The following is a 24,106-nucleotide window of genomic DNA, read 5'->3' on the forward strand; positions in this document are numbered from 1 at the left end:
CTGACAAGCGCGCGTTACACCGTCGGTACCGCTGCGCGATCGAGGCTGCGCAGGAACGTCTCGGCCGCCTGATAGCCGACCACGCGCCCGATTTCGTTGCCGTTGCGATCGAAGAAGATGATGCCCGGCGGCCCGAACAGGTTGAAGCGCTTGAGCAGCGCCTGGTCGTCCGGATTGTTCGCGGTGACGTCCGCACGCACCAGGTGAAGCCGGGCGAGCCGCGCCTGCACGCGTGAATCGGTGAACGTCAGATGCTCCATCTCCTTGCAGCTCACACACCAATCGGCATAGAAGTCGAGCATCACAGGCTGGCCCGAGGTCTTCAGCAGCGCGTCGAGTTCCCCGCTGGAGCGTACCGATGCAAACGCCGGCCCCTGCTGCCCGGCAGCCGCACCGGCTGCCGACGCATCGCCCGACGCAACCGTGCGCGCCGCGAGGACGGCCAGCGGCTTCACCGGATCGTTGGATCCTGCTGCGAGGCCGACGAGCAGCGTCGCAGCCCAGATCGCAAGCGCAGCGCCGAGGCCGCGGCCGAGACGGCGCCAGATCGACGCGGCGCCGGCATGCGGCGTGAACAGGCCGAGCGCCGCGGCCGCGACCAACAGCCACAACGCAGCGAGCACCATCTTCAAGCCGCCCGCCAGCACCGGCCACACGATCCACAGCGCGGCCGCGAGCAGTACGATACCGAAGAACACCTTCACGCCGTCCATCCATGCGCCCGCGCGCGGCAGCACCGTGCCGGCACCGATGCCGACGACCAGCAGCGGCACGCCGAGCCCCAGTCCCATCGCGAACAGCGCGGCGCCGCCGAGCAATGCATTGCCGGTATGTGCAATGAATGCGAGCACTGCAAACAGCGGTGCCGTCATGCATGCGCCGACGACCAGCGCCGACAATGCGCCCATCGCGGCGACCGCGACGAAATGGCCGCCCTGGCGCGCGCTCGATGCTTCGGCCGCGCCGTTCTGCCAGCGCTCGGGCAGCGCGATGTCCTTGCCCGAAATCAGCGATACAGCGAATGCGGTGAGCAGCACGCCGAACGCGCCGAGCACCCACGGATTCTGCAGCCACGCGCCGAGGCTCTGGCCGACCAGTGCGGCAGCGATGCCGAGCACCGTATAAACGAGCGCCATGCCGACCACGTAGGTAAGCGACAGCGCAAAGCCGCGGGCATGCGTCGCGCGCGTACCCTGGCCGATGATGATCGCGGACACGATCGGAATCATCGGATACGAACAGGGCAGGAGGCTCAGCACGACGCCTGCGACGAAATACAGCGCGACGATCGTGAAGAAGCCGTGCCCCTCGAGCAGCGACTGCGCGAAATCCGCGCTCGTGACCTTGTCGAACCAGCTACCCGAAGCTGCCGCGCCATCGGCCGGCGCGACCACGCCCAGCGCAGCGCCGTCGATCTTCACGACATGCTCCGCAGGCGGGTAGCAGATTCCTTCGTCGGCGCACCCCTGCGACGTCACCGCAAGTTCAAACGGCCCCGCTGCCTGCTTGACCGGCACGTGAATTACAACCTCGTCGCGATAGGTTTCGACTTCCTTCTGGAACGTCTGGTCGAACTTCACATGACCGGCAGGGAATTGAGGGGCGCCGAGCATCGCCTGCCCGCTCTTCACCGCGAACGCGAACCGCTCGCGGTACAGGTAGTAGCCGTTGGCGACCTTGAAGCGGACGTCCACCTGCCCCGGCGATTCGCTCGCGCTGAACTTGAACGCCACCGACGGATCGAGAAAATCGTCGGCCGCGCGCGCGATCGACAGGTCGCCCAGCACGAACATGAGCGACAACAGGACTACGAGGAACCGCAGCACGCGCACGCGCACGGAAAGCGCCATACCGTTAAACATGAAATAGACGTTGAGTTTCGCTGGTCACCCACTGGCCATACGCGGCCGAGGCCGTCGCCTGCCACGAGACGATTTCCGGCGTCTCGTACGGATGATGCGCGAGAATAAATCGCTCCAGTTCGAGCGAGCGCACGGGGCTCGTCTTGAACAGCAACTGGATCTCGTCGGCCGTTTCGACCTTGCCCTGCCAGTGATAGCGCGATTTGATCGCACCGAGCTCCGACACGCACGCGGCAAGCCGTGCGTCGAGCGCACCGTCGGCGAGCGCCGCGGCCGTCGCCGCATCGGGCACTGTCGTCAGCATCAACACCACCACCATACGCGCCCCCCTGGCTGGTCTACCGGCTTTCGCCGCCGCGGATCGCCCATCGCGAGCCCGTGCCGACAGTCCAGTATCGTAGCGCAGCGCGCGCGACGCTGCCGGCACTGGCCTGCGACAATCGATCGCAGCTCGCGGGCCGCAAAAAACAAAAAGGGCCAAGCAATTGCTCGGCCCCTTTTTCAGATACTGCTGCGTACAGGAAGCTTACTCAGCTTCTTGCACGTTTTCCGTTTCGTCGACTTCCGGACGATCGAGCAGTTCGACCAGTGCCATCGGTGCGTTGTCGCCGACGCGGAAGCCGAACTTCAGCACGCGCAGGTAGCCGCCCGGACGGTTCGCGAAGCGCGGACCGAGCACGTCAAACAGCTTCGCCACTGAGTCACGATCGCGCAGGCGGTTGAACGCCAGGCGACGGTTTGCCAGCGACGGCTTCTTGCCGAGCGTGATCAGCGGCTCGACGACTTTACGGAGTTCCTTCGCCTTCGGCAGCGTCGTCTTGATGACTTCGTGCTCGATCAGCGAGTTGGACATGTTACGGAGCATAGCCAGACGGTGGCTGCTCGTGCGGTTCAGTTTCCGCAGACCATGACGATGGCGCATTTCAGTTTCCTTGATTCAAAGTTTTGATCCAGCTCTTCTATCGCACCGCTGGGGTGCACGGGCCGGTAACGAAAAAAGCAAGATGCGGATTCTAAAGGTAAATCCGCATCTTTGCCAACTACAGCTCCAGCTTGGCTACAAGCGGGCTTACTTGTCGAGACCAGCCGGCGGCCAGTTTTCGAGCTTCATGCCCAGCGTGAGACCGCGCGAAGCAAGCACTTCCTTGATCTCGTTGAGCGACTTGCGACCGAGGTTCGGCGTCTTCAGCAGCTCGTTTTCCGTGCGCTGGATCAGGTCGCCGATGTAGTAGATGTTCTCGGCCTTCAGGCAGTTCGCCGAACGAACCGTCAGCTCGAGATCGTCCACCGGACGCAGCAGGATCGGATCGATCTGCGGTGCGCGCGACGGTGCTTCGGCGGCCGTTTCCGTGCCTTCCAGTGCCGCGAACACGGACAGTTGGTCGACCAGGATGCGAGCCGATTGACGGATCGCCTCTTCCGGGGTGATCACGCCGCTCGTCTCGATGTTCATCACGAGCTTGTCGAGGTCGGTACGCTGCTCGACACGGGCGCTTTCAACGGCGTAGCTCACGCGGCGAACCGGCGAGAACGATGCGTCGAGGACAATGCGACCGATGATCTTGGCCGTGTCTTCGCCGTAGCGACGAACGTTGCCGGGCACATAGCCGCGACCCTTCTCGATCTTGATCTGAACGTCGAGCTTGCCGCCCTTCGACAGGTGTGCGATCACGTGATTCGGATTGATGACTTCGCAATCGTGAGCCAGCTCGATATCGCCGGCCGTAACGACGCCTTCGCCTTCCTTGCGCAGGGTCACCGTCACTTCGTCACGGTTGTGCAGCTTGAACACCACACCCTTCAGGTTCAGCAGCAGGTTGACGACGTCCTCTTGCACGCCATCCAGCGTCGAGTACTCGTGCACCACGCCTGCGATCGTGACTTCGGTCGGCGCGTAGCCAACCATCGACGACAGCAGCACGCGGCGAAGCGCATTGCCCAAGGTGTGGCCGTAACCGCGTTCGAACGGTTCCATGACCACCCTCGCGTGGTTCTCGCCCAGCGATTCCACGGCGATGATCTTGGGTTTCAGCAAACTGGTTTGCATGGGCTTTCCTTTTCAATACCCTCGGCTCGTTACACCGATAAGGCTGACCGGTAACAACCAGAAAATAAACAGCCGAGGCCCCTCCTTGCGAAACGCAATCGGGGTACCTCGGCCGTCAATCGGATTAACGCGAATACAATTCGACGATCAGGCTTTCGTTGATGTCGCCTGCGATGTCAGCGCGTTCCGGCATTTGCTTGAACGTGCCTTCGAACTTCTTCGCATCGACTGCAACCCAGCTCGGCATGCCGCCTTGCTCAGCCAGCGACAGCGCTTCGACGATACGCGCCTGCTTCTTCGCCTTTTCGCGGATCGCGACGATGTCACCAGCCTTCACTTGCTGCGACGGCACGTTCGCGACGACGCCGTTCACGGTGATCGACTTGTGGCTCACCAGCTGACGCGCTTCAGCGCGGGTCGAGCCGAAGCCCATGCGATATACGACGTTGTCGAGACGCGATTCGAGCAGTTGCAGCAGGTTTTCACCCGTGTTGCCCTTGCGGCGGTCGGCTTCAGCGAAGTAGCGGCGGAACTGACGCTCCAGAACGCCGTAAATACGCTTGACCTTCTGCTTTTCGCGCAGCTGCGTACCATAGTCGGACGTACGTGCGCCCGAGGTACGGCCGTGCTGACCCGGCTTGCTGTCGAGCTTGCACTTGTCGGCGAGCGAGCGACGCGCGCTCTTCAGGAACAGGTCGGTGCCTTCACGGCGGGACAGCTTGGCCTTAGGGCCGATATAACGTGCCACTTTGCATTCCTTTATCAATCAGTCACGCGGATCGGAATCCGCGCTAGTTCGCGCCCTTTGGGGCGAACGGTGGGCTTAGTCAATCAAAAAAGCAACGCCCGTCGACGCTACGCGGCGACAGGCAAATGTGCCAGCACGAACGTGCCAGCAACATTCTTAGATACGACGGCGCTTCGGCGGACGGCAGCCGTTGTGCGGAATCGGGGTGACGTCCGAAATCGCGGTGATCTTGATGCCGAGGCCATGCAGTGCGCGCACTGCCGACTCACGACCCGGGCCCGGGCCCTTGATCCGCACTTCCAGATTCTTCACGCCGTATTCCATCGCCACGCGGCCGGCCGACTCAGCAGCAACCTGAGCAGCGAACGGCGTCGACTTGCGCGAGCCCTTGAAGCCCTGGCCGCCCGACGTCGCCCATGCCAGTGCATTGCCCTGGCGATCGGTGATCGTGATGATCGTGTTGTTGAACGACGCGTGAACGTGAACCACGCCTTCAGCGACGTTCTTCTTAACCTTCTTGCGAACGCGTTGCGCCGCGGTGTTCGAAGCCTTAGCCATTACGTTTTCCTGTAACTGTCAGTTCCGCTTACTTCTTCAGCGCTTGCGCTGCACGACGCGGACCCTTGCGGGTACGTGCGTTCGTACGCGTACGCTGACCGCGCATCGGCAGGCCCTTGCGATGACGAACGCCACGGTAGCAACCGAGGTCCATCAGGCGCTTGATGTTCATCGTCACTTCACGGCGCAGATCGCCTTCGACGATGAACTTGCCCACTTCTTCACGCAGCTTTTCGAGGTCTGCGTCGGTCAGGTCCTTGACCTTCTTCGAGAATTCCACGCCAGACGCCACGCAGATGCTGCGCGAGCGCGTGCGGCCGATACCGAAGATTGCCGTCAGGCCGATCTCGGTATGCTGGTGATTCGGGATGTTAACCCCTGCGATACGAGCCATTGTTTTTCCTCAAACAAAAAGCGCAAACAAACGCGCGGTCAGCCTTGGCGCTGCTTGTGGCGCGGATCCGAGCTGCAGATCACGCGAACGACGCCTTTGCGCTTGATGATCTTGCAATTGCGGCAAATGCGCTTAACCGATGCCATCACTTTCATGATAATACCCTTTTTTCAAATCACTTCGCCCGGAACACGATCCGCGCACGAGACAGATCGTAAGGCGTCAATTCAACCGTCACCTTGTCGCCCGGCAGGATGCGGATGTAGTGCATCCGCATCTTCCCGGAGATATGCCCCAACACGACATGGCCGTTTTCCAGCTTCACGCGGAAGGTCGCATTCGGGAGGTTTTCGATCACCTCACCTTGCATCTGGATTACATCGTCTTTGGCCATAGTCCTTAATTAACGCATTGGGATGTTGCCGCCCTTGAAGTTTGCCTTCTTGAGCAGCGACTCATACTGTTGCGACATAACGTACGACTGCACCTGCGCCATGAAGTCCATCGTGACGACGACAATGATCAGCAGCGACGTTCCACCAAAATAAAACGGCACGTTCCAGCGCAGCACCAGGAATTCCGGCAGCAGACACACGAAGACGATGTAGATCGCACCGGCCAGCGTCAGACGCGTGAGGATGCGGTCGATATATCGTGCGGTCTGATCGCCCGGACGAATGCCCGGAACAAACGCGCCGCTCTTCTTCAGGTTGTCCGCGGTTTCCCTGCTGTTGAACACCAGTGCGGTGTAGAAGAAGCAGAAAAACACGATTGCCAGCGTGTACAGCAGCACATAGACCGGCTGGCCCGGCTTCAGCGCCTCCGCGACGTTATGCAACGTGTTGGAGATCCAGCTTCCCGACGGCTGACCTGTGCTGAACCAGCCGAGAATCGTGGCCGGGAACAGGATGATCGACGATGCGAAGATCGGCGGAATCACGCCCGACATGTTCAGCTTCAGCGGCAAGTGCGACGACTGGCCACCGTAGATCTTGTTGCCGACCTGGCGTTTCGCGTAGTTCACGAGGATCTTGCGCTGACCGCGTTCGATGAACACGACCAGGTAAGTCACCGCGGCAATCAGAACGACGATGATGATCGCCGAAATGATGCTCATCGAACCCGTACGCACCAGCTCGAACAGCCCACCGACGGCATTCGGGAACCCTGCTGCGATCCCGCCGAAGATGATGATCGAGATGCCGTTGCCCAGACCACGCTCGGTGATCTGCTCACCCAGCCACATCAGGAACATCGTGCCGGTAACCAGCGTCACGACCGTCGTCAGTCGGAACAGCATGCCGGGGTCGATCACGAGGCCCGGCTGGTTTTCCAGCGCAGCCGCGATACCGAACGCCTGGAAGGTCGCGAGCACCACGGTGAAATACCGCGTGTACTGCGTGATCTTCCGTTGCCCTGCCTGCCCTTCCTTCTTCAGCGCCTCGAGCTGCGGCGAGACGATCGCCAACAGCTGCATGATGATCGACGCCGAGATGTACGGCATGATCCCCAGCGCAAAGATCGTGAAGCGGGAAAGCGCGCCACCCGAGAACATGTTGAACATGCCCAGGATACCGCCCGCCTGGCTCTGGAACAGCTTCGCCAGTTGATCCGGATCGATGCCCGGCACGGGGATGTGCGCGCCGATGCGATAGACGATCAGCGCCAGGAGCAGGAACATCGCTCGCCGACGCAGATCGCCGAATTTCGCCGTGCTTCGACCGGGTTTTGCAAGACTCGGGCTGTTAGCCAAGTACCTTCTCCGATGAATGCAAGTAACGACGCGCTACGCGTGTCACTCGGCGAACGAACCGCCAGCCGCTTCGATCGCAGCGCGCGCACCCTTGGTGGCACCGAGACCCTTCACGACGATCTTGCGCTTCAGTTCGCCCGTCGCGATGATCTTTGCGCTCTTCGTCAGCTCGCCGACCAGGCCGGCTTGCTTCAGTGCGAGCAGATCGATTTCATCGACCGGCAGCTTCTCGAGGTCGCCCAGGCGCACTTCACCGACGAATTCCTTCGTCAGCGACGTGAAACCGCGCTTCGGCAGACGACGTTGCAGCGGCATCTGACCGCCTTCGAAACCGACTTTGTGGAAGCCGCCCGAACGCGATTTCTGACCCTTGTGACCACGGCCAGCCGTCTTGCCGAGGCCCGAACCGATGCCGCGGCCGACGCGACGCTTGGCATGCTTTGCACCAGCGGCCGGCTTCAGGTTATTCAATTCCATATCAACTCCTTGATCCGTAGGGCCGCTTACGCGATGACCTTAACGAGGTACGAGACCTTGTTGATCATGCCGCGGACCGCCGGTGTATCCTGCAGCTCGCTAACCGAGTTGAGTCGGCGCAGGCCGAGGCCACGCACGGTCGCACGGTGCGATTCGCGGGTCCCGATCAGGCTCTTCACGAGCTGAACCTTGACAGTTTTTTCAGACATGGTGACCACCCGGGCTTAGCCCAAAATATCTTCGACGGACTTGCCGCGCTTCGCCGCGATGTCTGCCGGGGTCGACTGCTTGCGCAGGCCGTCCAGCGTGGCGCGAACGAGGTTGTACGGGTTCGTCGAACCGTGGCTCTTTGCCACGACGTTCTGAACGCCCATCACGTCGAACACTGCGCGCATCGGGCCGCCGGCGATCACGCCCGTACCTGCCTTCGCCGGAGCGAGGAGGACAGCGGATGCGCCATGCTTGCCGTGCACTTCGTGCTGCAGCGTGCCGTTCTTGAGCGGCACCTTGAACATGTTGCGGCGAGCTTGTTCCATTGCCTTCTGGACAGCGACCGGCACTTCCTTCGCCTTGCCCTTGCCCATACCGATGCGGCCATCGCCGTCGCCAACCACGGTCAGTGCGGCGAAGCCGAGAATACGGCCACCCTTCACGACCTTGGTCACGCGGTTGACCGAAATCATCTTTTCGCGAAGGCCGTCGTCGCGCTCGTCAGCCTGAACTTTCGCTTGCATCTTTGCCATGACGAATTCCTTCCTTAGAACTTGAGCCCAGCTTCGCGAGCTGCCTCAGCCAGCGCCTTGACGCGGCCATGGTAGCGGAAGCCCGAGCGGTCGAAGGCGACGGATTCGATGCCGGCAGCCTTTGCCTTCTCGGCAATACGCTTGCCGATCAGCGTCGCGGCATTAACGTTGCCGCCCTTGCCCGACTTGTCGGCCAGTTCTGCGCGCACTTCTGCTTCGAGCGTCGACGCGCTGGCGAGCACCTTGGTGCCGCAGGGCGAGAACACTTGAGCGTAGATGTGCGTGTTCGTGCGATGCACGGCGAGACGCGCGACCTGCAGCTCAGCGATCTTGATACGCGTCTGGCGAGCGCGGCGCAGGCGAGATTGAGTCTTATCCATGATTGCGCACCCTTACTTCTTCTTCGTTTCTTTGAGGATCACAACCTCGTCGGAATAGCGCACGCCCTTGCCCTTGTACGGCTCCGGCGGACGGTAACCGCGGACTTCCGCAGCCACTTGACCGACTTGTTGCTTGTTGATCCCCTTGATCACGATTTCGGTTTGCGTCGGGGTTTCAGCCTTGACGCCTTCCGGCATCTGGTGCACCACCGGGTGCGAGAAACCCAGCGACAGGTTCAGCTTGTCGCCTTGCGCCTGCGCACGATAACCGACGCCAACCAGCGTCAGCTTGCGCTCGAAACCCTTGGTCACGCCGTGCACGGCATTCGCGATGATCGCGCGCATCGTGCCCGACAGTGCGTTTGCTTCGCGGCTTTCGTCGACCGGCGACAGATTCAGCGTGCCGTCGTTGTTCGCCACGTTCACGAGCGGATTGATCGCTTGCGTGATGGTGCCCAGCGGGCCCTTGACGGTGATTGCACCGTCGGCCAGCTTGACTTCCGCGCCTTGCAGCGCGATCGGGCTTTTACCTACTCGAGACATGTTTCTCTCTCCTCGGCTTTAAGCAACGTAGCAGATGACTTCGCCGCCGACGCCGGTAGCGCGCGCCTTGCGGTCGGTCATCACGCCCTTCGGCGTCGACACGATTGCCACACCCAGGCCGTTCATGACCTGCGGAATGTCGTTACGGCCGCGGTACACGCGCAGACCAGGCTTCGACACGCGCTCGAGGCGTTCGATGACCGGGCGACCTGCGTAGTACTTCAGCGCGATATTCAGTTCGGACTTCGCACCTTCCGCCTTGACGGCGAAATCGTCGATATAGCCTTCGTCCTTCAGGACTTGCGCGATTGCAACCTTGACCTTCGACGAGGGCATCGCAACCGATACCTTCTCAACCATCTGCGCGTTGCGGATGCGAGTCAGCATATCGGCGATAGGATCACTCATGCTCATTTACGTTTCTCCTATTACCAGCTCGCCTTGGTCAGGCCAGGAATCTCGCCACGGAATGCGATTTCACGAATCTTGTTACGCGCGAGGCCGAATTTACGGAACGTGCCACGCGGACGGCCCGTGATCGCGCAGCGGTTACGCTGGCGGGTCGGGTTTGCGTTGCGGGGCAGTTGCTGCAGCTCAAGGCGTGCTTCGTAGCGCTCTTCTTCCGACTTGCTTTGGTCTTCGACGATCGCCTTCAGCGCTTCGCGCTTTGCTGCGAACTTCGCGACCAGGCGGGCGCGCTTCTTTTCACGTTCGATCAGTGCCAGTTTAGCCACGGTAACCTCAGTTTCTGAACGGGAACTTGAAGCTGGCGAGCAGAGCCTTTGCTTCGTCGTCGGTCTTCGCAGTCGTCGTGATGCTGATGTTCAGCCCACGCAGTGCGTCGATCTTGTCGTAGTCGATTTCGGGGAAAATGATCTGCTCTTTCACACCGATGTTGTAGTTGCCGCGGCCATCGAAGGCACGACCCGACACACCGCGGAAGTCACGCACGCGGGGCAGGGCAACGGTCACGAAACGGTCGAGGAATTCATACATCGCTTGACCACGCAGCGTCACCATCGCGCCGATCGGGTAGCCCTGGCGGATCTTGAAGCCTGCGATTGCCTTGCGTGCCTTCGTGACGACCGGCTTCTGACCTGCGATCTTCGTGAGATCGCCAACGGCGTTCTCGATGATCTTCTTGTCAGCGATCGCTTCGCCAAGACCCATGTTCAGCGTGATCTTGGTGATGCGCGGCACTTCCATGACCGACTTGTAACCGAACTTCTCGATCAGGCCGGGCACAACCTTTTCTTTGTAAAACTCTTGAAAACGAGCCATTTTTTACTCCGCTGCGTCAGGCGCTCAGTACGGCACCGGTCGTCTTCAGGAAGCGAACCTTCTTGCCTTCCTCGACCTTGATGCCAACACGCGACGCCTTGCCATTCGCGTCGACCAGTGCGACGTTCGAAATATGCAGGGGCATCGTCTTCGCTTCCACGCCGCCCGTCGTACCCTTCATCGGGTTCGGCTTCACATGCTTCTTGACGAGGTTGATACCCTCAACCGTCACATGTTCTGCACCGACAGCCAGCACGACGCCGCGCTTGCCCTTGTCTTTGCCAGTGACGACGATGACTTCGTCACCTTTGCGAATCTTGTTCATCGCGACTCCTTACAGCACTTCCGGCGCCAGCGAAACGATCTTCATGAATCGTTCGCTACGCAGCTCACGCGTCACCGGCCCAAAAATACGGGTGCCGATCGGCTCAAGCTTGTTATTCAAAAGCACAGCGGCGTTGCCGTCGAACTTGATCAGCGAGCCGTCTTGACGGCGAACACCCTTGGCGGTGCGGACCACCACGGCGTTGTAGATTTCGCCTTTCTTCACGCGCCCGCGCGGCGTTGCTTCTTTGACGGTCACCTTGATGATGTCGCCAATGCCGGCATAACGACGCTTCGAGCCGCCGAGCACCTTGATGCACATGACTTCACGCGCACCCGTGTTGTCGGCTACTTCGAGCCGAGATTCGGTCTGGATCATGGTTTGTCTTTCCCAACTTAATCCGGATGCACCACCATGATGCATTCGGTCAGTCTTGGTCCCGTCAGCCAATCGGCTGCTTGGGTTGGAACAGCAGCGACGGCAAACGAAACCCGCCATCGCAATTCGGTGAATCTTTCGGACAGGCTGGCACCAGTCCGCTTCCCCCACCAACTTCGCCCGCGACGGGGCTCCCATAAAGAGGGAAGACCAGGATTATAACAAATAACCCTGGTCACGCAAGCAAAAACTTTGCGATTTCAAGCACTTCGTGGCGAAGTGCTTGTTACTGCCTACTGCGCTGCCCGCTTAGATGACGCGAGCTGCTTCGACGAGGCGCGACACCGTCCAGGCCTTCGTCTTCGACAGCGGACGAGTTTCCTGGATTTCAACGAGGTCACCCTCGTTGTAGGTGTTCGCTTCATCATGCGCGTGGTACTTCTTCGAGCGCACGACATACTTGCCGTAGATCGGGTGCTTGACGCGGTGCTCGATCAGCACGGTGACGGTCTTGTCCATCTTGTTGCTGACGACCCGACCGACCAGCGTCCGCTTCAGCGAGGTTTTCACGCTATCGTTCATTTCTGGTTCGCCTTCTGAGTCATGACGGTCCGCACACGTGCGATGTCGCGACGAACCTTCTTCAGCTGGCTCGTGTTCGTGAGCTGCTGGGTCGCGAGTTGCATGCGCAGGCCGAATTGCGCCTTCAGCAGGTCCGCCAGCTCCTTGTTGAGCGCGGCCTGGTCTTTCTGGAGAAGTTCGGAAGCCTTCATGTTTTCTCCTTAGGCGCCGAGCTGGCGCACGATGAATGCCGTCTTCAGCGGCAGCTTGGCTGCAGCCAGACGGAACGCTTCGCGTGCCAGTTCTTCGGTTACGCCGTCCATTTCATAGAGCATCTTGCCCGGCTGGATCTCAGCGACGTAGTACTCCGGGTTACCCTTACCGTTACCCATACGCACTTCTGCCGGCTTTTGCGAAATCGGCTTGTCCGGGAAGATCCGGATCCAGATGCGGCCGCCACGCTTGATGTGACGCGTCATTGCACGACGCGCCGCTTCAATCTGACGTGCGGTCAAACGACCGCGACCGATCGCCTTCAGGCCGAATTCACCGAACGACACTGCGTTGCCGCGCGTCGCCTTGCCGGTGTTACGACCCTTCTGCTCTTTGCGATACTTCCTGCGTTTCGGTTGCAGCATCGTTATTCTCCAGTCTTGCCGTCTTCCGGCTTGCCGGCGCCGCGGCGCGGTGCGCCACGACGAGCACCCGGAGCGCCGCCTTCGCCGTCACGGCGCGGACGACGGTCGCCCGGACGCGCATTGCGACGCGGACGCTTGTCTTCGGCTACTTCCTCGACCACCGGCGCGTCATTGCGGCCGAGCGTGTCGCCCTTGTATACCCACACCTTGACGCCGATGATCCCGTAGGTCGTCTTCGCTTCCGAGGTTGCGTAGTCGATGTCGGCACGCAGCGTATGAAGGGGCACGCGACCTTCGCGATACCACTCCGTACGAGCGATTTCGATACCGTTCAGACGGCCTGCGCTCATGATCTTGATGCCCTGGGCACCCAGACGCATCGCGTTCTGCATCGCACGCTTCATCGCGCGACGGAACATGATCCGACGTTCGAGCTGTTGCGTGATTGAGTCAGCGATCAGTTGAGCATCGGTTTCCGGCTTGCGGATTTCTTCGATGTTGACGTGAACCGGCACGCCCATGCGGCGTTGCAGTTCCGTCTTCAGCTGTTCGATATCCTCGCCCTTCTTGCCGATGACGACGCCCGGACGCGAGCTGTAAATCGTGATGCGCGCGTTCTTTGCCGGACGCTCGATGACGACCCGACCGACCGAAGCGTTCTTCAGCTTCTTCTTCAGGTATTCACGAACACCGATGTCTTCCTGCAGCATCGCCGCGAAATTGTTGTTGTTCGCGTACCAACGCGAAGCCCAATTGCGGCTGACAGCCAGGCGGAAGCCAGTCGGATGAATTTTCTGTCCCATCGTATGGCTCCTTAATTCCCGACCGTCACAGTGATGTGACAGGATTGCTTCTCGATGCGGTTACCGCGGCCCTTGGCGCGCGCGGTGAAACGCTTGAGCGATGCAGCCTTGTCGACGTAGATGCTCTTGATCTTGAGCTCGTCGATATCAGCGCCTTCGTTGTGCTCCGCATTCGCGATTGCCGACAGCACAACCTTCTTCACGATGCCAGCCGCCTTCTTCGGCGAGAACGTCAGAACGTTCAGCGCCTTGTCGACCGGCAAACCGCGGATCTGGTCAGCCACAAGGCGCGTTTTTTGCGCCGAGATGCGGGCACCGCGATGAATTGCTTTCACTTCCATCTTGATTGCCCCTTATTTCTTGGCCTTCTTGTCGGCCGCGTGACCCTTGAACGTACGGGTCAGTGCGAACTCGCCAAGCTTGTGGCCGACCATGTTTTCCGAGATGTACACCGGAACGTGTTGACGGCCGTTGTGAACAGCGATCGTCAGGCCGATGAAATCCGGCAGAATCGTCGAGCGACGCGACCAGGTCTTGATCGGCTTTTTGTCGCGCGAAGCTGCAGCCGCCTCAACTTTCTTCAGCAAATGGGCGTCGCAGAACGGACCTTTTTTTACAGAACGTGCCATTGCCTACTCCTTAACGCTTGTGACGGCGCTGGACGATCATCGTCGTCGTGCGCTTGTTGCTGCGGGTGCGGTAACCCTTAGCCGGCGTACCCCACGGGCTCACCGGGTCGCGACCTGCAGCCGTCTTGCCCTCACCACCACCGTGCGGGTGATCAACCGGGTTCATCGCAACGCCACGCACCGTCGGGCGGATACCGCGCCAGCGGTTCGCGCCAGCCTTGCCGATTTGGCGCAGGCTATGCTCTTCGTTGCCGACTTCACCGATCGTTGCACGGCACTCGATGTGCACGCGGCGGATTTCGCCCGAACGCAGACGAACCTGCGCGTAGACGCCTTCACGTGCCAGCAGCATGGCCGACGTGCCAGCCGAACGCGCCATTTGCGCGCCCTTGCCCGGCAGCATCTCGATGCAGTGGATCGTCGTACCGACCGGAATGTTGCGGATCGGCAGCGTGTTACCTGCACGGATCGGCGCTTCCGAACCCGACATCAGCTGTTGGCCGACGGTCAGGCCCTTCGGGGCGATGATGTAGCGACGCTCGCCGTCTGCGTAGAGCACCAGCGCGATGTTCGCGCTACGGTTCGGGTCGTACTCGAGACGCTCGACCTTTGCCGGGATGCCGTCCTTCGTGCGACGGAAATCGACGATACGGTAGTGCTGCTTGTGACCACCACCCTTGTGACGCGTGGTGATACGGCCGTTGTTGTTACGACCGGCGGTCGAGCTCTGCGAGTCGAGCAGTGCCGCGAACGGCTTGCCCTGGTGCAGGTTCTTGTTGACCACCTTGACCATCGCGCGGCGACCCGGCGAAGTCGGTTTAACTTTCACGATTGCCATGATTACTTGGCCTCCGCTTCAAAGTTGATTTCCTGGCCGGGCTTCAGGCAAACGTACGCCTTCTTCACGTCCTTACGGCGGCCCATCGAACGGCCGAAGCGCTTTTGCTTGCCCTTCTGAACCAGCACGTTGACCGAATCAACTTCAACCTTGAACAGCAGCTCGACAGCCGCCTTCACTTCCTGCTTCGTGGCATCCGGTGCGACTTCGAACACGACTTGCTCGTTCTTGTCGGCAACCAGCGTCGCCTTTTCCGAGATCACCGGTGCGAGCAGGACCTGCATCAAACGATGATCGTTCTTGCGAATCTCGCTCATGACAGCAACTCCTCGATCTGGGCGACCGCAGCCTTCGTGACCAGCACTTTCTTGAAGTAGATCAGCGACAGCGGGTCAGCGTAGCGCGGCTCGACAATCGCCACGTGCGGCAGGTTGCGCGAAGCCAGGTACAGGTTCTCATCGACCGTGTCCGTGATGATCAGAACGGAGTCGAGACCCATGGTCTTGAATTTGTCAGCCAGCAGCTTGGTCTTCGGCGCCTCGAGGATGATGTCCTCGACGACCGACAGACGGCCTTCACGGGCCAGCTGCGAGAAGATCGAGCAGAGACCTGCGCGATGCATCTTCTTGTTGACCTTGTGCGAGAAGTTTTCTTCCGGCGAGTTCGGGAAGATGCGACCACCGCCACGCCACAACGGGCTCGACGACATACCGGCACGAGCGCGGCCCGTACCCTTCTGACGCCACGGCTTCTTGGTGGTGTGCTTGACTTGCTCACGGTCCTTCTGTGCGCGGTTACCCTGGCGAGCATTCGCCTGGTACGCGACGACGACCTGGTGGATCAGCGCTTCGTTGTAGTCACGGCCGAACACGACGTCCGACGCGTTAACCACTGCACCTTCCTGACCATTTTCGTTCAGGAGCTTGAGTTCCATTATTTCGCCCCCTTGGTCTTGACGGCCGGCGTCACGAAAACCTTGCCGCCCTTCGCGCCCGGAATCGCGCCCTTGACGAGCAGCAGCTTGCGCTCTGCGTCGATACGAGCGATTTCGAGGTTCTGCACCGTCACAGTAACGTCACCGAGGTGACCCGTCATGCGCTTACCCGGGAAAACGCGACCCGGATCCTGCGCCATACCGATCGAGCCCGGCACGTTGTGCGAGCGCGAGTTACCGTGGGTAGCACGGCCGGAGGAGAAGTTGTAACGCTTGATCGTACCGGCGTAGCCCTTACCGATCGACACGCCTTGCACGTCGACCTTCTGGCCCACTTCGAAAAGATCAGCACCGACCACGGCGCCATTCGACAGCTCAGCTGCCTTGGCCGCATCAATGCGGAATTCCTTGAGGATTTCACCGGCTTCGACACCGGCTTTGGCGAGATGACCTGCCAGCGGCTTCGTCACGCGCGATGCGCGGCGGGAGCCGAATGCAACCTGCACGGCCGTGTAGCCGTCGGTTTCAACAGTCTTGATCTGCGTCACGCGGTTGTCCGACACGTCCAGCACGGTGACGGGAATCGAATCCCCTTCAGCCGTGAAGATACGGGTCATGCCAACCTTGCGACCTACGAGTCCAAGGCTCATCATTTTCTCCATTCCCGACTGCGATTGGTCGGGGCTGATTTACAAAATGCCAGGCACGCAAGGCCCAACTTTTTTACGCGAATACGCGAAAAGCCAAGCAGTATAGCCCGACTTCTCGATTTCCGCAAGCAATACAAAGACTTAGCACCACCCAGCAAGCCGGTTGGCACCGAAAGCCTTACTGCAGCTTGATTTCCACGTCGACGCCAGCCGGCAGGTCGAGCTTCATCAGCGCATCAACCGTCTTGTCGGTCGGATCGACGATGTCCATCAGGCGCTGGTGGGTACGGATTTCGAGCTGATCGCGCGACGTCTTGTTGACGTGCGGCGAACGCAGGATGTCAAAACGCTGAATGCGCGTCGGCAGCGGCACCGGGCCACGGACGATTGCGCCAGTCCGCTTCGCGGTATCGACGATCTCGGCAGCCGATTGATCGATCAGACGATAGTCGAAAGCCTTCAGGCGAATCCGGATTTTCTGTTGCTGCATGACGATTCCTTGAAAAGAGCGAGGCGATGTTGCATCGCCGGACACTAAAAGAACGCGAAACCTGTTGCCTGCGGGGAGCGAGGCGCCTGGTTCCGAACGGCACTTCCACTGCTAAGCCCGCGATTCTACACGAAAATTCTCAACAGTGGTGTGCGTTTGCAATACAGCGACGCACGCACCACAAAAACAAAACCGGGTGCCAGATCGAACTGGACACCCGGCTTCGACGGTACAACTGCCTACCGTGGAATCGCGGACCCCGGAGAGATCCGCGGATCGTCGATGTTACTCGATGATCTTGGCGACGACGCCGGCGCCGACGGTACGGCCGCCTTCGCGGATTGCGAAGCGCAGACCTTCTTCCATCGCGATCGGAGCGATCAGCTTCACCGTGATCGACACGTTGTCGCCCGGCATCACCATTTCCTTGTCCTTCGGCAGCTCGATCGAGCCCGTCACGTCCGTCGTACGGAAGTAGAACTGCGGACGGTAGTTGTTGAAGAACGGCGTGTGACGGCCGCCTTCGTCCTTGCTCAGCACGTACACTTCAGCCGTGAAGTGCGTGTGCGGCGTGATCGAACCCGGCTTCGCCAGAACCTGGCCACGCTCCACGTCTTCACGCTTCGTGCCGCGCAGCAGGATACCAACGTTGTCGCCTGCCTGACCTTGGTCCAGCAGCTTGCGGAACATTTCAACGCCCGTGCAGGTCGTCTTCACCGTCGGCTTGATACCGACGATTTCGATTTCCTCGCCGACCTTCACGATGCCGCGCTCGACACGACCCGTCACAACCGTACCACGGCCCGAGATCGAGAACACGTCTTCCACCGGCATCAGGAACGCGCCGTCAACCGCACGCTCCGGCGTCGGGATGTACGTGTCCAGTGCGTCTGCCAGGCTCATGATCGCCACTTCGCCCAGCTCGCCCGTGTCGCCTTCCAGCGCCAGCTTGGCCGAACCCTTCACGATCGGCGTGTCGTCGCCCGGGAAGTCGTACTTCGACAGGAGTTCGCGAACTTCCATCTCGACCAGCTCGAGCAGTTCAGCGTCGTCCACCATGTCGCACTTGTTCAGGAACACGATGATGTACGGAACGCCAACCTGACGCGCCAGCAGGATGTGCTCACGCGTTTGCGGCATCGGGCCGTCTGCTGCCGAGCAAACCAGGATCGCGCCGTCCATCTGCGCTGCGCCCGTGATCATGTTCTTCACATAGTCAGCGTGGCCCGGGCAGTCGACGTGTGCGTAGTGGCGGTTAGCCGTTTCGTACTCGACGTGTGCCGTGTTGATCGTGATGCCACGCGCCTTTTCTTCCGGTGCCGCGTCGATCTGGTCGTAGGCCTTCGCTTCGCCGCCGAACTTCTTCGTCAGCACCGTCGTGATAGCTGCCGTCAGCGTCGTCTTGCCGTGGTCAACGTGACCAATCGTTCCAACGTTGACGTGCGGCTTGGTCCGCTCAAATTTACCTTTTGCCATGATTCTCTTCTTTCAAAAAATATCGGTTGGTAGCTACAGATTTACTTCGACTTCGCGCTGATGATCGCTTCAGCAACGTTGCGCGGAGCTTCAGCGTAGTGCTTGAACTCCATCGTGTACGTTGCACGACCTTGCGTCAGCGAACGCAGCGACGTCGAGTAACCGAACATTTCCGACAGCGGCACTTCGGCGCGAACGATCTTGCCGCCGCCAACCATGTCTTCCATGCCCTGGACGATGCCGCGACGGCCCGACAGGTCGCCCATCACGTTGCCCATGTAGTCTTCCGGCGTCTCGACTTCGACAGCCATCATCGGCTCGAGGACGACCGGGTTCGCCTTGCGCATCGCTTCCTTGAACGCCATCGAACCGGCCATGCGGAACGCGTTTTCGTTCGAGTCAACGTCGTGGTACGAACCGAACGTCAGGTGAACCTTCACGTCGACGACCGGGAAGCCAGCCAGCACGCCCGACTTCAGCGTGTCCTGGATACCCTTATCGACCGCCGGGATGTATTCACGCGGAATCACACCACCCTTGATCTCGTCGAAGAACTCGTAGCCCTTGCCTTGCTCGTTCGGCTCGAGCGTGATGACCGCGTGACCGTACTGACCGCGACCACCCGACTGCTTGACGAACTTGCCGTCGACATCCTTCGCCGTCGAACGGATCGTTTCGCGGTACGCAACCTGCGGCTTGCCGACGGTCGCTTCCACGCCGAATTCACGCTTCATCCGGTCGACCAGAATTTCGAGGTGGAGCTCGCCCATGCCCGAAATGATGGTCTGGCCCGACTCTTCGTCGGTCTGCACGCGGAACGACGGGTCTTCCTGCGCCAGGCGGTTCAGCGCGAGGCCCATCTTTTCCTGGTCAGCCTTCGTCTTCGGCTCGACAGCCTGCGAAATCACCGGCTCCGGGAACACCATGCGCTCGAGAACGATCGGGTTCGCCGGGTCGCACAGCGTGTCGCCCGTGGTTGCTTCCTTCAGGCCGACCGCTGCGGCGATGTCGCCTGCACGGACTTCCTTGATTTCTTCACGCTGGTTCGCGTGCATCTGCAGAATACGGCCGAGGCGTTCCTTCTTGCCCTTGGTCGAGTTCAGCAGCGTGTCGCCCGAGTTGACGACGCCCGAGTACACACGGAAGAAGATCAGCTGGCCGACGAACGGGTCGGTCATGATCTTGAACGCGAGCGACGAGAACTTTTCGTCGTCCGATGCCTTGCGCTCCGCAGCTTCGCCGTTTTCGAGCTCGCCCTTGACCGGCGGGATGTCGACCGGCGACGGCAGGAAGTCGATCACGGCGTCGAGCATACGCTGCACGCCCTTGTTCTTGAACGCGGTACCGCACAGCATCGGCTGGATTTCGCACGCGATCGTACGGTCGCGCAGCGCCTTGACGATGTCGGCTTCCGGCAGATCGCCTTCTTCCAGGTACTTGTTCATCAGGTCTTCGCTGGCTTCAGCAGCCACTTCGACCATCTTTTCGCGCCATTCCTTGCAGGTCTCTGCGAGCTCGGCCGGGATGTCGACGTAGTCGAACTTCGTGCCTTGCGACGCTTCGTCCCAAATGATCGCCTTCATCTTGATCAGGTCGACCACGCCCTTGAAGTTTTCTTCCGAACCGATCGGCACCACGACCGGAACCGGGTTCGCCTTCAGGCGCAGACGGAGCTGGTCGTAGACCTTGAAGAAGTTCGCGCCGGTACGGTCCATCTTGTTGACGAACGCGAGACGGGGCACCTTGTACTTGTTAGCCTGGCGCCACACCGTTTCCGACTGCGGCTGCACGCCGCCCACTGCGCAGTACACCATGCACGCGCCGTCGAGCACGCGCATCGAACGCTCCACTTCGATCGTGAAGTCGACGTGACCCGGGGTGTCGATGATGTTGATGCGGTGTTCCGGATAGTTGCCACCCATGCCCTTCCAGAAGGCCGTGGTAGCAGCGGACGTGATCGTGATGCCACGCTCTTGTTCCTGCTCCATCCAGTCCATCGTTGCTGCGCCGTCGTGGACTTCACCGATCTTGTGGTTCACACCGGTGTAAAACAGAATGCGCTCGGTCGTCGTCGTTTTGCCGGCGTCGATGTGAGCGCTAATACCGATATTGCGGTAGCGCTCGATAGGAGTCTTGCGAGCCACTTTGATCCTCTACTGGGATGACACGATGCAGCCCTGCTGCATCGTGCTTCAACACAAACGGGCGAGGCGCCTGAAAAGCGCACCCGCCCGGAATTTATTTCCGCAAACAGCCCAGCCAGGCGCTTAGAAACGGAAATGCGAGAACGCGCGGTTGGCTTCTGCCATGCGGTGAACTTCGTCGCGCTTCTTCATCGCGCCGCCACGGCCTTCGGCCGCTTCGGAGAGTTCGCCTGCCAGGCGCAGAGCCATCGACTTCTCGCTGCGCTTCTTCGCAGCCTCACGCAGCCAGCGCATCGCCAATGCCATACGACGCGACGGGCGCACTTCGACCGGAACCTGATAGTTGGCACCACCAACGCGGCGGCTCTTCACTTCGACCACCGGCTTCACGTTGTTGAGCGCAACGGTGAACACTTCCAGCGGGTCCTTGCCACCCTTGGTCTGGATTTGTTCGAATGCGCCATAAACGATGCGCTCTGCGACCGACTTCTTGCCGGACAGCATCAGCATGTTCATGAACTTGGCTACATCAACGTTGCCGAACTTCGGATCCGGCAACACTTCCCGCTTGGGGACTTCGCGACGACGCGGCATGATTCTTCCTTTACCTGTTCAGTTGGAGCTGGTTCCAGCCCCGCGGCCACCAACAAACCCGATCACATCTTCACGACTAACCAGCTTGGCCGGGTGACCACTTACTCGACAGCACCGGCAATCCGGCACTCCCGCCTTGACCGCCCTTCGGCGATCCCTGATCAAAAACTGCTTACTTGGCAGCCTTTGCACGCTTCGCGCCGTACTTCGAGCGCGCTTGCTTACGGTCCTTGACGCCCTGGGTATCCAGCGAGCCGCGAACCATGTGGTAACGCACACCCGGCAAGTCCTTCACACGGCCGCCGCGGATCAGCACAACCGAGTGTTCCTGCAGGTTGTGGCCTTCACCGCCGATGTACGAAATCACTTCGAAGCCGTTCGTCAGACGAACCTTGGCGACCTTACGGAGTGCCGAGTTCGGCTTCTTCGGCGTCGTCGTGTACACACGGGTGCACACGCCGCGACGCTGGGGGCAGTCCTGCAGGGCCGGGCTCTTGCTCTTCGTCGTTTCCGACTGACGGCCTTTGCGAACCAGTTGGTTGATGGTTGGCATTGTTTATTCCTGAAATTGAACAAAATCTGCACATCGATTTCGGGCAAAGCGAGAATCGGCGCACAGTTGACTTCCGAACCGGCGATACGGACACGAACCTTCGAACGCGACTCGGCCCACCGAATACCGGAACCCAACATGATATTCCGGAAATGCCAACTAAGTCAACGGCTTGCGTGATTTGCCGCCCGCGCCGGCGGTTTACCGGAAGGTCGGAACACAGTGTCACGCCGATTCGACGACATCGATGATCTCGTCGCCGAAGCGTTCGAGCTTGCGCACACCCATGCCCGGGATATGGCGCAGGTCGTCAATCGTCTCGGGCGCGTTGCGCGCGATTTCCGCGAGCGTCGCATCGTGGAAGATCACGTAGGCCGGCACGCCGTCGGACTTCGCGGTTTCCGCGCGCCATGTTCTCAGCGCGTCCCAGCGGGCGCGCTCGCGCGTGCCCATGCCGGCCGTCGGGTCGACGCGCGTGCCGCTGCGGCTCGACGACTGGCGCGTGCGCTGCGGCTTCACGTAGCGGCGCAGCGTGACCTTCTCCTCGTTCTTCAGCACCGGTTTCGCGGCTTCGGTCAGCATGAGCGCGCCGAAACCGCCATGATCGACCGCGAGGTAGCCATACGCCACGAGCTGCCGGAAAATCGCGCGCCACTCGGGCTCGGACAGCGACGCGCCGATCCCGAACGTGCTGAGCTGGTCGTGACCGCGCTGCAGCACCTTCTCGGTGCGGCCGCCGCGCAGGATCTCGATCAGGTGGCTCGAGCCGAAATTGAAGCCGCTCGCGCGCTGCGCGCGGAACACGCACGACAGCGCCATCTGCGCCTCGCGCGTCGCATCCCATGAATCGGGCGGCTCGAGGCACGTGTCGCAGTTGCCGCACGGCTGGCTCGCCTCGCCGAAGTAGTTCAGCAATCGCACGCGCCGGCACGAGATCGTCTCGCACAGCCCAAGCAGCGCGTCGAGCTTCGACGTCTGGACGCGCTTGTGCGCGTCGTCCGCATCGGACTCGTCGATCATCTTGCGCTGCTGGACGACGTCGCCGAGCCCATACGCCATCCACGCGTTCGCCGGCATCCCATCGCGGCCCGCACGACCCGTTTCCTGGTAATAGCCTTCGACGCTCTTCGGCAGATCCAGGTGCGCGACGAAACGCACGTCCGGCTTGTCGATGCCCATGCCGAACGCGATGGTCGCGCACATCACGATGCCCTCCTCGCGCTGGAACATTTCCTGGTGCTTCTGCCGCACCTCGAACTCCATCCCCGCGTGATACGGCAGGGCGCGCACGCCCTGTGCCTTCAGCCATTCGGCCGTTTCCTCGACCTTGCGGCGCGACAGGCAGTAGACGACACCCGCGTCGGTCGTGCCGTCCGCGTTCGTGTGCTCCGCGCGGATGAAGTCGAGCAGCTGCGAGCGAGCGTTGTCCTTCTCGACGATACGGTAGCGGATGTTCGGCCGGTCGAAGCTCGACACGAACACGCGCGCATCGTCGAGCGCGAGGCGATGGATGATCTCGTCGCGCGTGATCGCGTCGGCGGTCGCCGTCAGCGCGATACGCGGCACTGACGGGAAGCGCTCGTGCAGCACCGACAGCTGAATGTATTCGGGACGGAAGTCATGTCCCCACTGCGACACACAGTGCGCCTCGTCGATTGCAAACAGGCCGATCTTCGCGCGCTCGAGCAGGTCGAGGAAGCGGCCGGTCATCAGCCGCTCGGGCGCGACATACAACAGGTCGATCTCGCCTTCGCGCAGCGCACGCTCGGTCGCCGCGGCTTCGGCGCCCGACAGCGTCGAATTCAGGTAGGCCGCGCGCACACCGACTTCGCTGAGCGCGGCGACCTGGTCCTGCATCAGCGCGATCAGCGGCGACACGACGATGCCCGCCCCCTGCCCGGCCTCGCGGCGCAGCAGCGCCGGAATCTGGTAGCACAGCGACTTGCCGCCGCCCGTCGGCATCAGCACGAGGCAATCGCCGCCGCTAGCGACGTGTTCGACGATCTCGCCCTGCTGGCCGCGAAATGCGGAATAACCAAAGACTTCGTCGAGGATTTCGAGGGCGCGGGACATGAACGAGAAAGTGGACGGCAGAACGATGACCGCAATTTTAACAACCCGCTCGCGCAGCGCGTGGCGAATCGTGCAACGTTGGCCAATCGGACAGGGTTCGAGTGCGCATGACAGGCCTGCGCAGTCGCGCAGCAAGCCCGTCATGCACGTGAACGACAAAAAAAACCGCCCGGCGAACCGGGCGGTTTCGATGACAGCGAATACAGCAACGTGAGGCGGCTCGCGCCGCCCGCA

At 60.9% G+C, this 24,106-nt stretch carries 37 protein-coding genes; 1 reads left to right on the forward strand and 36 read right to left on the reverse strand.

The window, feature by feature from the left end; translation table 11 throughout:
• Positions 1-14: 14 nt before the first annotated feature.
• The 36 genes from dsbD to recQ all read right to left on the reverse strand — a co-directional run bounded on the left by dsbD (position 15) and on the right by recQ (position 23,872).
• On the reverse strand, positions 15-1,862 hold the full coding sequence (gene dsbD, locus DIE15_RS27735; RefSeq protein ID WP_124834842.1) for a protein-disulfide reductase DsbD: 1,848 nt from the start codon (positions 1,860-1,862) through the stop codon (positions 15-17).
• Positions 1,855-2,181: a divalent-cation tolerance protein CutA gene (cutA, locus tag DIE15_RS27740; RefSeq protein ID WP_057924809.1), complete on the reverse strand. Its 327-nt coding sequence runs from the start codon at positions 2,179-2,181 to the stop codon at positions 1,855-1,857. The genes dsbD and cutA overlap by 8 nt, the downstream gene beginning before the upstream one ends.
• A gap of 207 nt (positions 2,182-2,388) precedes the next feature.
• Complete coding sequence (gene rplQ, locus DIE15_RS27745; protein ID WP_006477175.1) at positions 2,389-2,784, reverse strand: 50S ribosomal protein L17; 396 nt, start codon at positions 2,782-2,784, stop codon at positions 2,389-2,391.
• Positions 2,785-2,931: 147 nt separating this feature from the next.
• Positions 2,932-3,909 (reverse strand): DNA-directed RNA polymerase subunit alpha, encoded by a 978-nt coding sequence (locus tag DIE15_RS27750; protein WP_006477176.1) that lies wholly within the window; start codon positions 3,907-3,909, stop codon positions 2,932-2,934.
• A gap of 124 nt (positions 3,910-4,033) precedes the next feature.
• Positions 4,034-4,657, reverse strand: coding sequence for a 30S ribosomal protein S4 (rpsD, locus tag DIE15_RS27755; protein ID WP_006752934.1), 624 nt, complete (start codon positions 4,655-4,657; stop codon positions 4,034-4,036).
• Positions 4,658-4,813: 156 nt separating this feature from the next.
• Positions 4,814-5,215, reverse strand: a complete 402-nt coding sequence (gene rpsK / locus DIE15_RS27760) for a 30S ribosomal protein S11 (RefSeq protein WP_004197937.1) — start codon at positions 5,213-5,215, stop codon at positions 4,814-4,816.
• A 28-nt stretch (positions 5,216-5,243) separates the two neighbouring features.
• Positions 5,244-5,609: a 30S ribosomal protein S13 gene (gene rpsM, locus DIE15_RS27765; protein WP_014898353.1), complete on the reverse strand. Its 366-nt coding sequence runs from the start codon at positions 5,607-5,609 to the stop codon at positions 5,244-5,246.
• A gap of 38 nt (positions 5,610-5,647) precedes the next feature.
• Positions 5,648-5,764: a 50S ribosomal protein L36 gene (rpmJ, locus tag DIE15_RS27770; RefSeq protein WP_004199844.1), complete on the reverse strand. Its 117-nt coding sequence runs from the start codon at positions 5,762-5,764 to the stop codon at positions 5,648-5,650.
• Positions 5,765-5,784: 20 nt separating this feature from the next.
• Positions 5,785-6,003 carry a translation initiation factor IF-1 gene (gene infA, locus DIE15_RS27775; protein WP_004521905.1) on the reverse strand — a complete coding sequence of 73 codons (219 nt, stop codon included), beginning with the start codon at positions 6,001-6,003 and terminating at the stop codon, positions 5,785-5,787.
• 9 nt (positions 6,004-6,012) lie between these two features.
• Positions 6,013-7,362 (reverse strand): preprotein translocase subunit SecY, encoded by a 1,350-nt coding sequence (gene secY, locus DIE15_RS27780; RefSeq protein WP_006400642.1) that lies wholly within the window; start codon positions 7,360-7,362, stop codon positions 6,013-6,015.
• Between the two features lie 42 nt (positions 7,363-7,404).
• The gene (gene rplO, locus DIE15_RS27785) at positions 7,405-7,839 is read right to left on the reverse strand and encodes a 50S ribosomal protein L15 (RefSeq protein WP_006482880.1); all 435 of its coding nucleotides are present in this window, start codon (positions 7,837-7,839) and stop codon (positions 7,405-7,407) included.
• 26 nt (positions 7,840-7,865) lie between these two features.
• A complete protein-coding gene (rpmD, locus tag DIE15_RS27790; RefSeq protein WP_006400644.1) occupies positions 7,866-8,048 on the reverse strand; it encodes a 50S ribosomal protein L30 in 183 nt (60 codons plus the stop codon).
• A 15-nt stretch (positions 8,049-8,063) separates the two neighbouring features.
• Positions 8,064-8,582, reverse strand: a complete 519-nt coding sequence (gene rpsE, locus DIE15_RS27795; protein ID WP_006752931.1) for a 30S ribosomal protein S5 — start codon at positions 8,580-8,582, stop codon at positions 8,064-8,066.
• 14 nt (positions 8,583-8,596) lie between these two features.
• Positions 8,597-8,962, reverse strand: coding sequence for a 50S ribosomal protein L18 (gene rplR, locus DIE15_RS27800; RefSeq protein WP_006477183.1), 366 nt, complete (start codon positions 8,960-8,962; stop codon positions 8,597-8,599).
• A gap of 12 nt (positions 8,963-8,974) precedes the next feature.
• Positions 8,975-9,505, reverse strand: a complete 531-nt coding sequence (gene rplF, locus DIE15_RS27805; protein WP_006758786.1) for a 50S ribosomal protein L6 — start codon at positions 9,503-9,505, stop codon at positions 8,975-8,977.
• A gap of 18 nt (positions 9,506-9,523) precedes the next feature.
• Entirely contained in the window at positions 9,524-9,919 is a 396-nt protein-coding gene (gene rpsH, locus DIE15_RS27810) for a 30S ribosomal protein S8 (RefSeq protein ID WP_006477185.1), read from the reverse strand.
• Positions 9,920-9,933: 14 nt separating this feature from the next.
• Positions 9,934-10,239: a 30S ribosomal protein S14 gene (gene rpsN / locus DIE15_RS27815; RefSeq protein ID WP_006482884.1), complete on the reverse strand. Its 306-nt coding sequence runs from the start codon at positions 10,237-10,239 to the stop codon at positions 9,934-9,936.
• A 7-nt stretch (positions 10,240-10,246) separates the two neighbouring features.
• Positions 10,247-10,786, reverse strand: coding sequence for a 50S ribosomal protein L5 (gene rplE, locus DIE15_RS27820; RefSeq protein WP_006477186.1), 540 nt, complete (start codon positions 10,784-10,786; stop codon positions 10,247-10,249).
• Positions 10,787-10,802: 16 nt separating this feature from the next.
• Positions 10,803-11,111 carry a 50S ribosomal protein L24 gene (rplX, locus tag DIE15_RS27825; protein WP_006477187.1) on the reverse strand — a complete coding sequence of 103 codons (309 nt, stop codon included), beginning with the start codon at positions 11,109-11,111 and terminating at the stop codon, positions 10,803-10,805.
• Between the two features lie 9 nt (positions 11,112-11,120).
• A complete protein-coding gene (gene rplN / locus DIE15_RS27830; protein WP_006752929.1) occupies positions 11,121-11,489 on the reverse strand; it encodes a 50S ribosomal protein L14 in 369 nt (122 codons plus the stop codon).
• A 309-nt stretch (positions 11,490-11,798) separates the two neighbouring features.
• Positions 11,799-12,071 carry a 30S ribosomal protein S17 gene (gene rpsQ, locus DIE15_RS27835; protein ID WP_043191859.1) on the reverse strand — a complete coding sequence of 91 codons (273 nt, stop codon included), beginning with the start codon at positions 12,069-12,071 and terminating at the stop codon, positions 11,799-11,801.
• Positions 12,068-12,262 carry a 50S ribosomal protein L29 gene (gene rpmC, locus DIE15_RS27840; protein WP_006400652.1) on the reverse strand — a complete coding sequence of 65 codons (195 nt, stop codon included), beginning with the start codon at positions 12,260-12,262 and terminating at the stop codon, positions 12,068-12,070. Before rpmC ends, rpsQ begins: the two co-directional genes overlap by 4 nt.
• A 9-nt stretch (positions 12,263-12,271) precedes the next feature.
• Positions 12,272-12,688 carry a 50S ribosomal protein L16 gene (gene rplP, locus DIE15_RS27845; RefSeq protein WP_006482873.1) on the reverse strand — a complete coding sequence of 139 codons (417 nt, stop codon included), beginning with the start codon at positions 12,686-12,688 and terminating at the stop codon, positions 12,272-12,274.
• A gap of 2 nt (positions 12,689-12,690) precedes the next feature.
• On the reverse strand, positions 12,691-13,491 hold the full coding sequence (gene rpsC / locus DIE15_RS27850) for a 30S ribosomal protein S3 (protein WP_006482899.1): 801 nt from the start codon (positions 13,489-13,491) through the stop codon (positions 12,691-12,693).
• Positions 13,492-13,502: 11 nt separating this feature from the next.
• Positions 13,503-13,832 (reverse strand): 50S ribosomal protein L22, encoded by a 330-nt coding sequence (gene rplV, locus DIE15_RS27855; RefSeq protein ID WP_004199272.1) that lies wholly within the window; start codon positions 13,830-13,832, stop codon positions 13,503-13,505.
• Between the two features lie 12 nt (positions 13,833-13,844).
• Positions 13,845-14,120: a 30S ribosomal protein S19 gene (gene rpsS / locus DIE15_RS27860; RefSeq protein ID WP_004199273.1), complete on the reverse strand. Its 276-nt coding sequence runs from the start codon at positions 14,118-14,120 to the stop codon at positions 13,845-13,847.
• A 10-nt stretch (positions 14,121-14,130) separates the two neighbouring features.
• Positions 14,131-14,958 carry a 50S ribosomal protein L2 gene (gene rplB / locus DIE15_RS27865; RefSeq protein WP_006482900.1) on the reverse strand — a complete coding sequence of 276 codons (828 nt, stop codon included), beginning with the start codon at positions 14,956-14,958 and terminating at the stop codon, positions 14,131-14,133.
• 2 nt (positions 14,959-14,960) lie between these two features.
• The gene (gene rplW / locus DIE15_RS27870) at positions 14,961-15,275 is read right to left on the reverse strand and encodes a 50S ribosomal protein L23 (RefSeq protein ID WP_004199275.1); all 315 of its coding nucleotides are present in this window, start codon (positions 15,273-15,275) and stop codon (positions 14,961-14,963) included.
• Positions 15,272-15,892 (reverse strand): 50S ribosomal protein L4, encoded by a 621-nt coding sequence (gene rplD, locus DIE15_RS27875; RefSeq protein ID WP_006477192.1) that lies wholly within the window; start codon positions 15,890-15,892, stop codon positions 15,272-15,274. The genes rplW and rplD overlap by 4 nt, the downstream gene beginning before the upstream one ends.
• The gene (rplC, locus tag DIE15_RS27880) at positions 15,892-16,542 is read right to left on the reverse strand and encodes a 50S ribosomal protein L3 (protein ID WP_006752926.1); all 651 of its coding nucleotides are present in this window, start codon (positions 16,540-16,542) and stop codon (positions 15,892-15,894) included. The genes rplD and rplC overlap by 1 nt, the downstream gene beginning before the upstream one ends.
• A 178-nt stretch (positions 16,543-16,720) precedes the next feature.
• Positions 16,721-17,032: a 30S ribosomal protein S10 gene (gene rpsJ / locus DIE15_RS27885; RefSeq protein ID WP_004199280.1), complete on the reverse strand. Its 312-nt coding sequence runs from the start codon at positions 17,030-17,032 to the stop codon at positions 16,721-16,723.
• Positions 17,033-17,317: 285 nt separating this feature from the next.
• A complete protein-coding gene (gene tuf / locus DIE15_RS27890; RefSeq protein ID WP_011350666.1) occupies positions 17,318-18,508 on the reverse strand; it encodes an elongation factor Tu in 1,191 nt (396 codons plus the stop codon).
• A 41-nt stretch (positions 18,509-18,549) separates the two neighbouring features.
• A complete protein-coding gene (fusA, locus tag DIE15_RS27895) occupies positions 18,550-20,652 on the reverse strand; it encodes an elongation factor G (RefSeq protein WP_057924810.1) in 2,103 nt (700 codons plus the stop codon).
• A gap of 123 nt (positions 20,653-20,775) precedes the next feature.
• Positions 20,776-21,246: a 30S ribosomal protein S7 gene (rpsG, locus tag DIE15_RS27900; RefSeq protein ID WP_006477195.1), complete on the reverse strand. Its 471-nt coding sequence runs from the start codon at positions 21,244-21,246 to the stop codon at positions 20,776-20,778.
• A gap of 172 nt (positions 21,247-21,418) precedes the next feature.
• Positions 21,419-21,799: a 30S ribosomal protein S12 gene (gene rpsL / locus DIE15_RS27905; protein WP_006400662.1), complete on the reverse strand. Its 381-nt coding sequence runs from the start codon at positions 21,797-21,799 to the stop codon at positions 21,419-21,421.
• A 225-nt stretch (positions 21,800-22,024) separates the two neighbouring features.
• On the reverse strand, positions 22,025-23,872 hold the full coding sequence (gene recQ, locus DIE15_RS27915; protein WP_057924843.1) for a DNA helicase RecQ: 1,848 nt from the start codon (positions 23,870-23,872) through the stop codon (positions 22,025-22,027).
• Here recQ and DIE15_RS27920 point away from each other — a divergent pair.
• A complete protein-coding gene (locus DIE15_RS27920) occupies positions 23,871-24,086 on the forward strand; it encodes a hypothetical protein (protein WP_124834843.1) in 216 nt (71 codons plus the stop codon). The genes recQ and DIE15_RS27920 overlap by 2 nt on opposite strands.
• Positions 24,087-24,106: the final 20 nt, after the last annotated feature.

The organism is Burkholderia sp. Bp9031, from assembly GCF_003857965.1.
GTDB classification, from domain to species: domain Bacteria; phylum Pseudomonadota; class Gammaproteobacteria; order Burkholderiales; family Burkholderiaceae; genus Burkholderia; species Burkholderia ambifaria_A.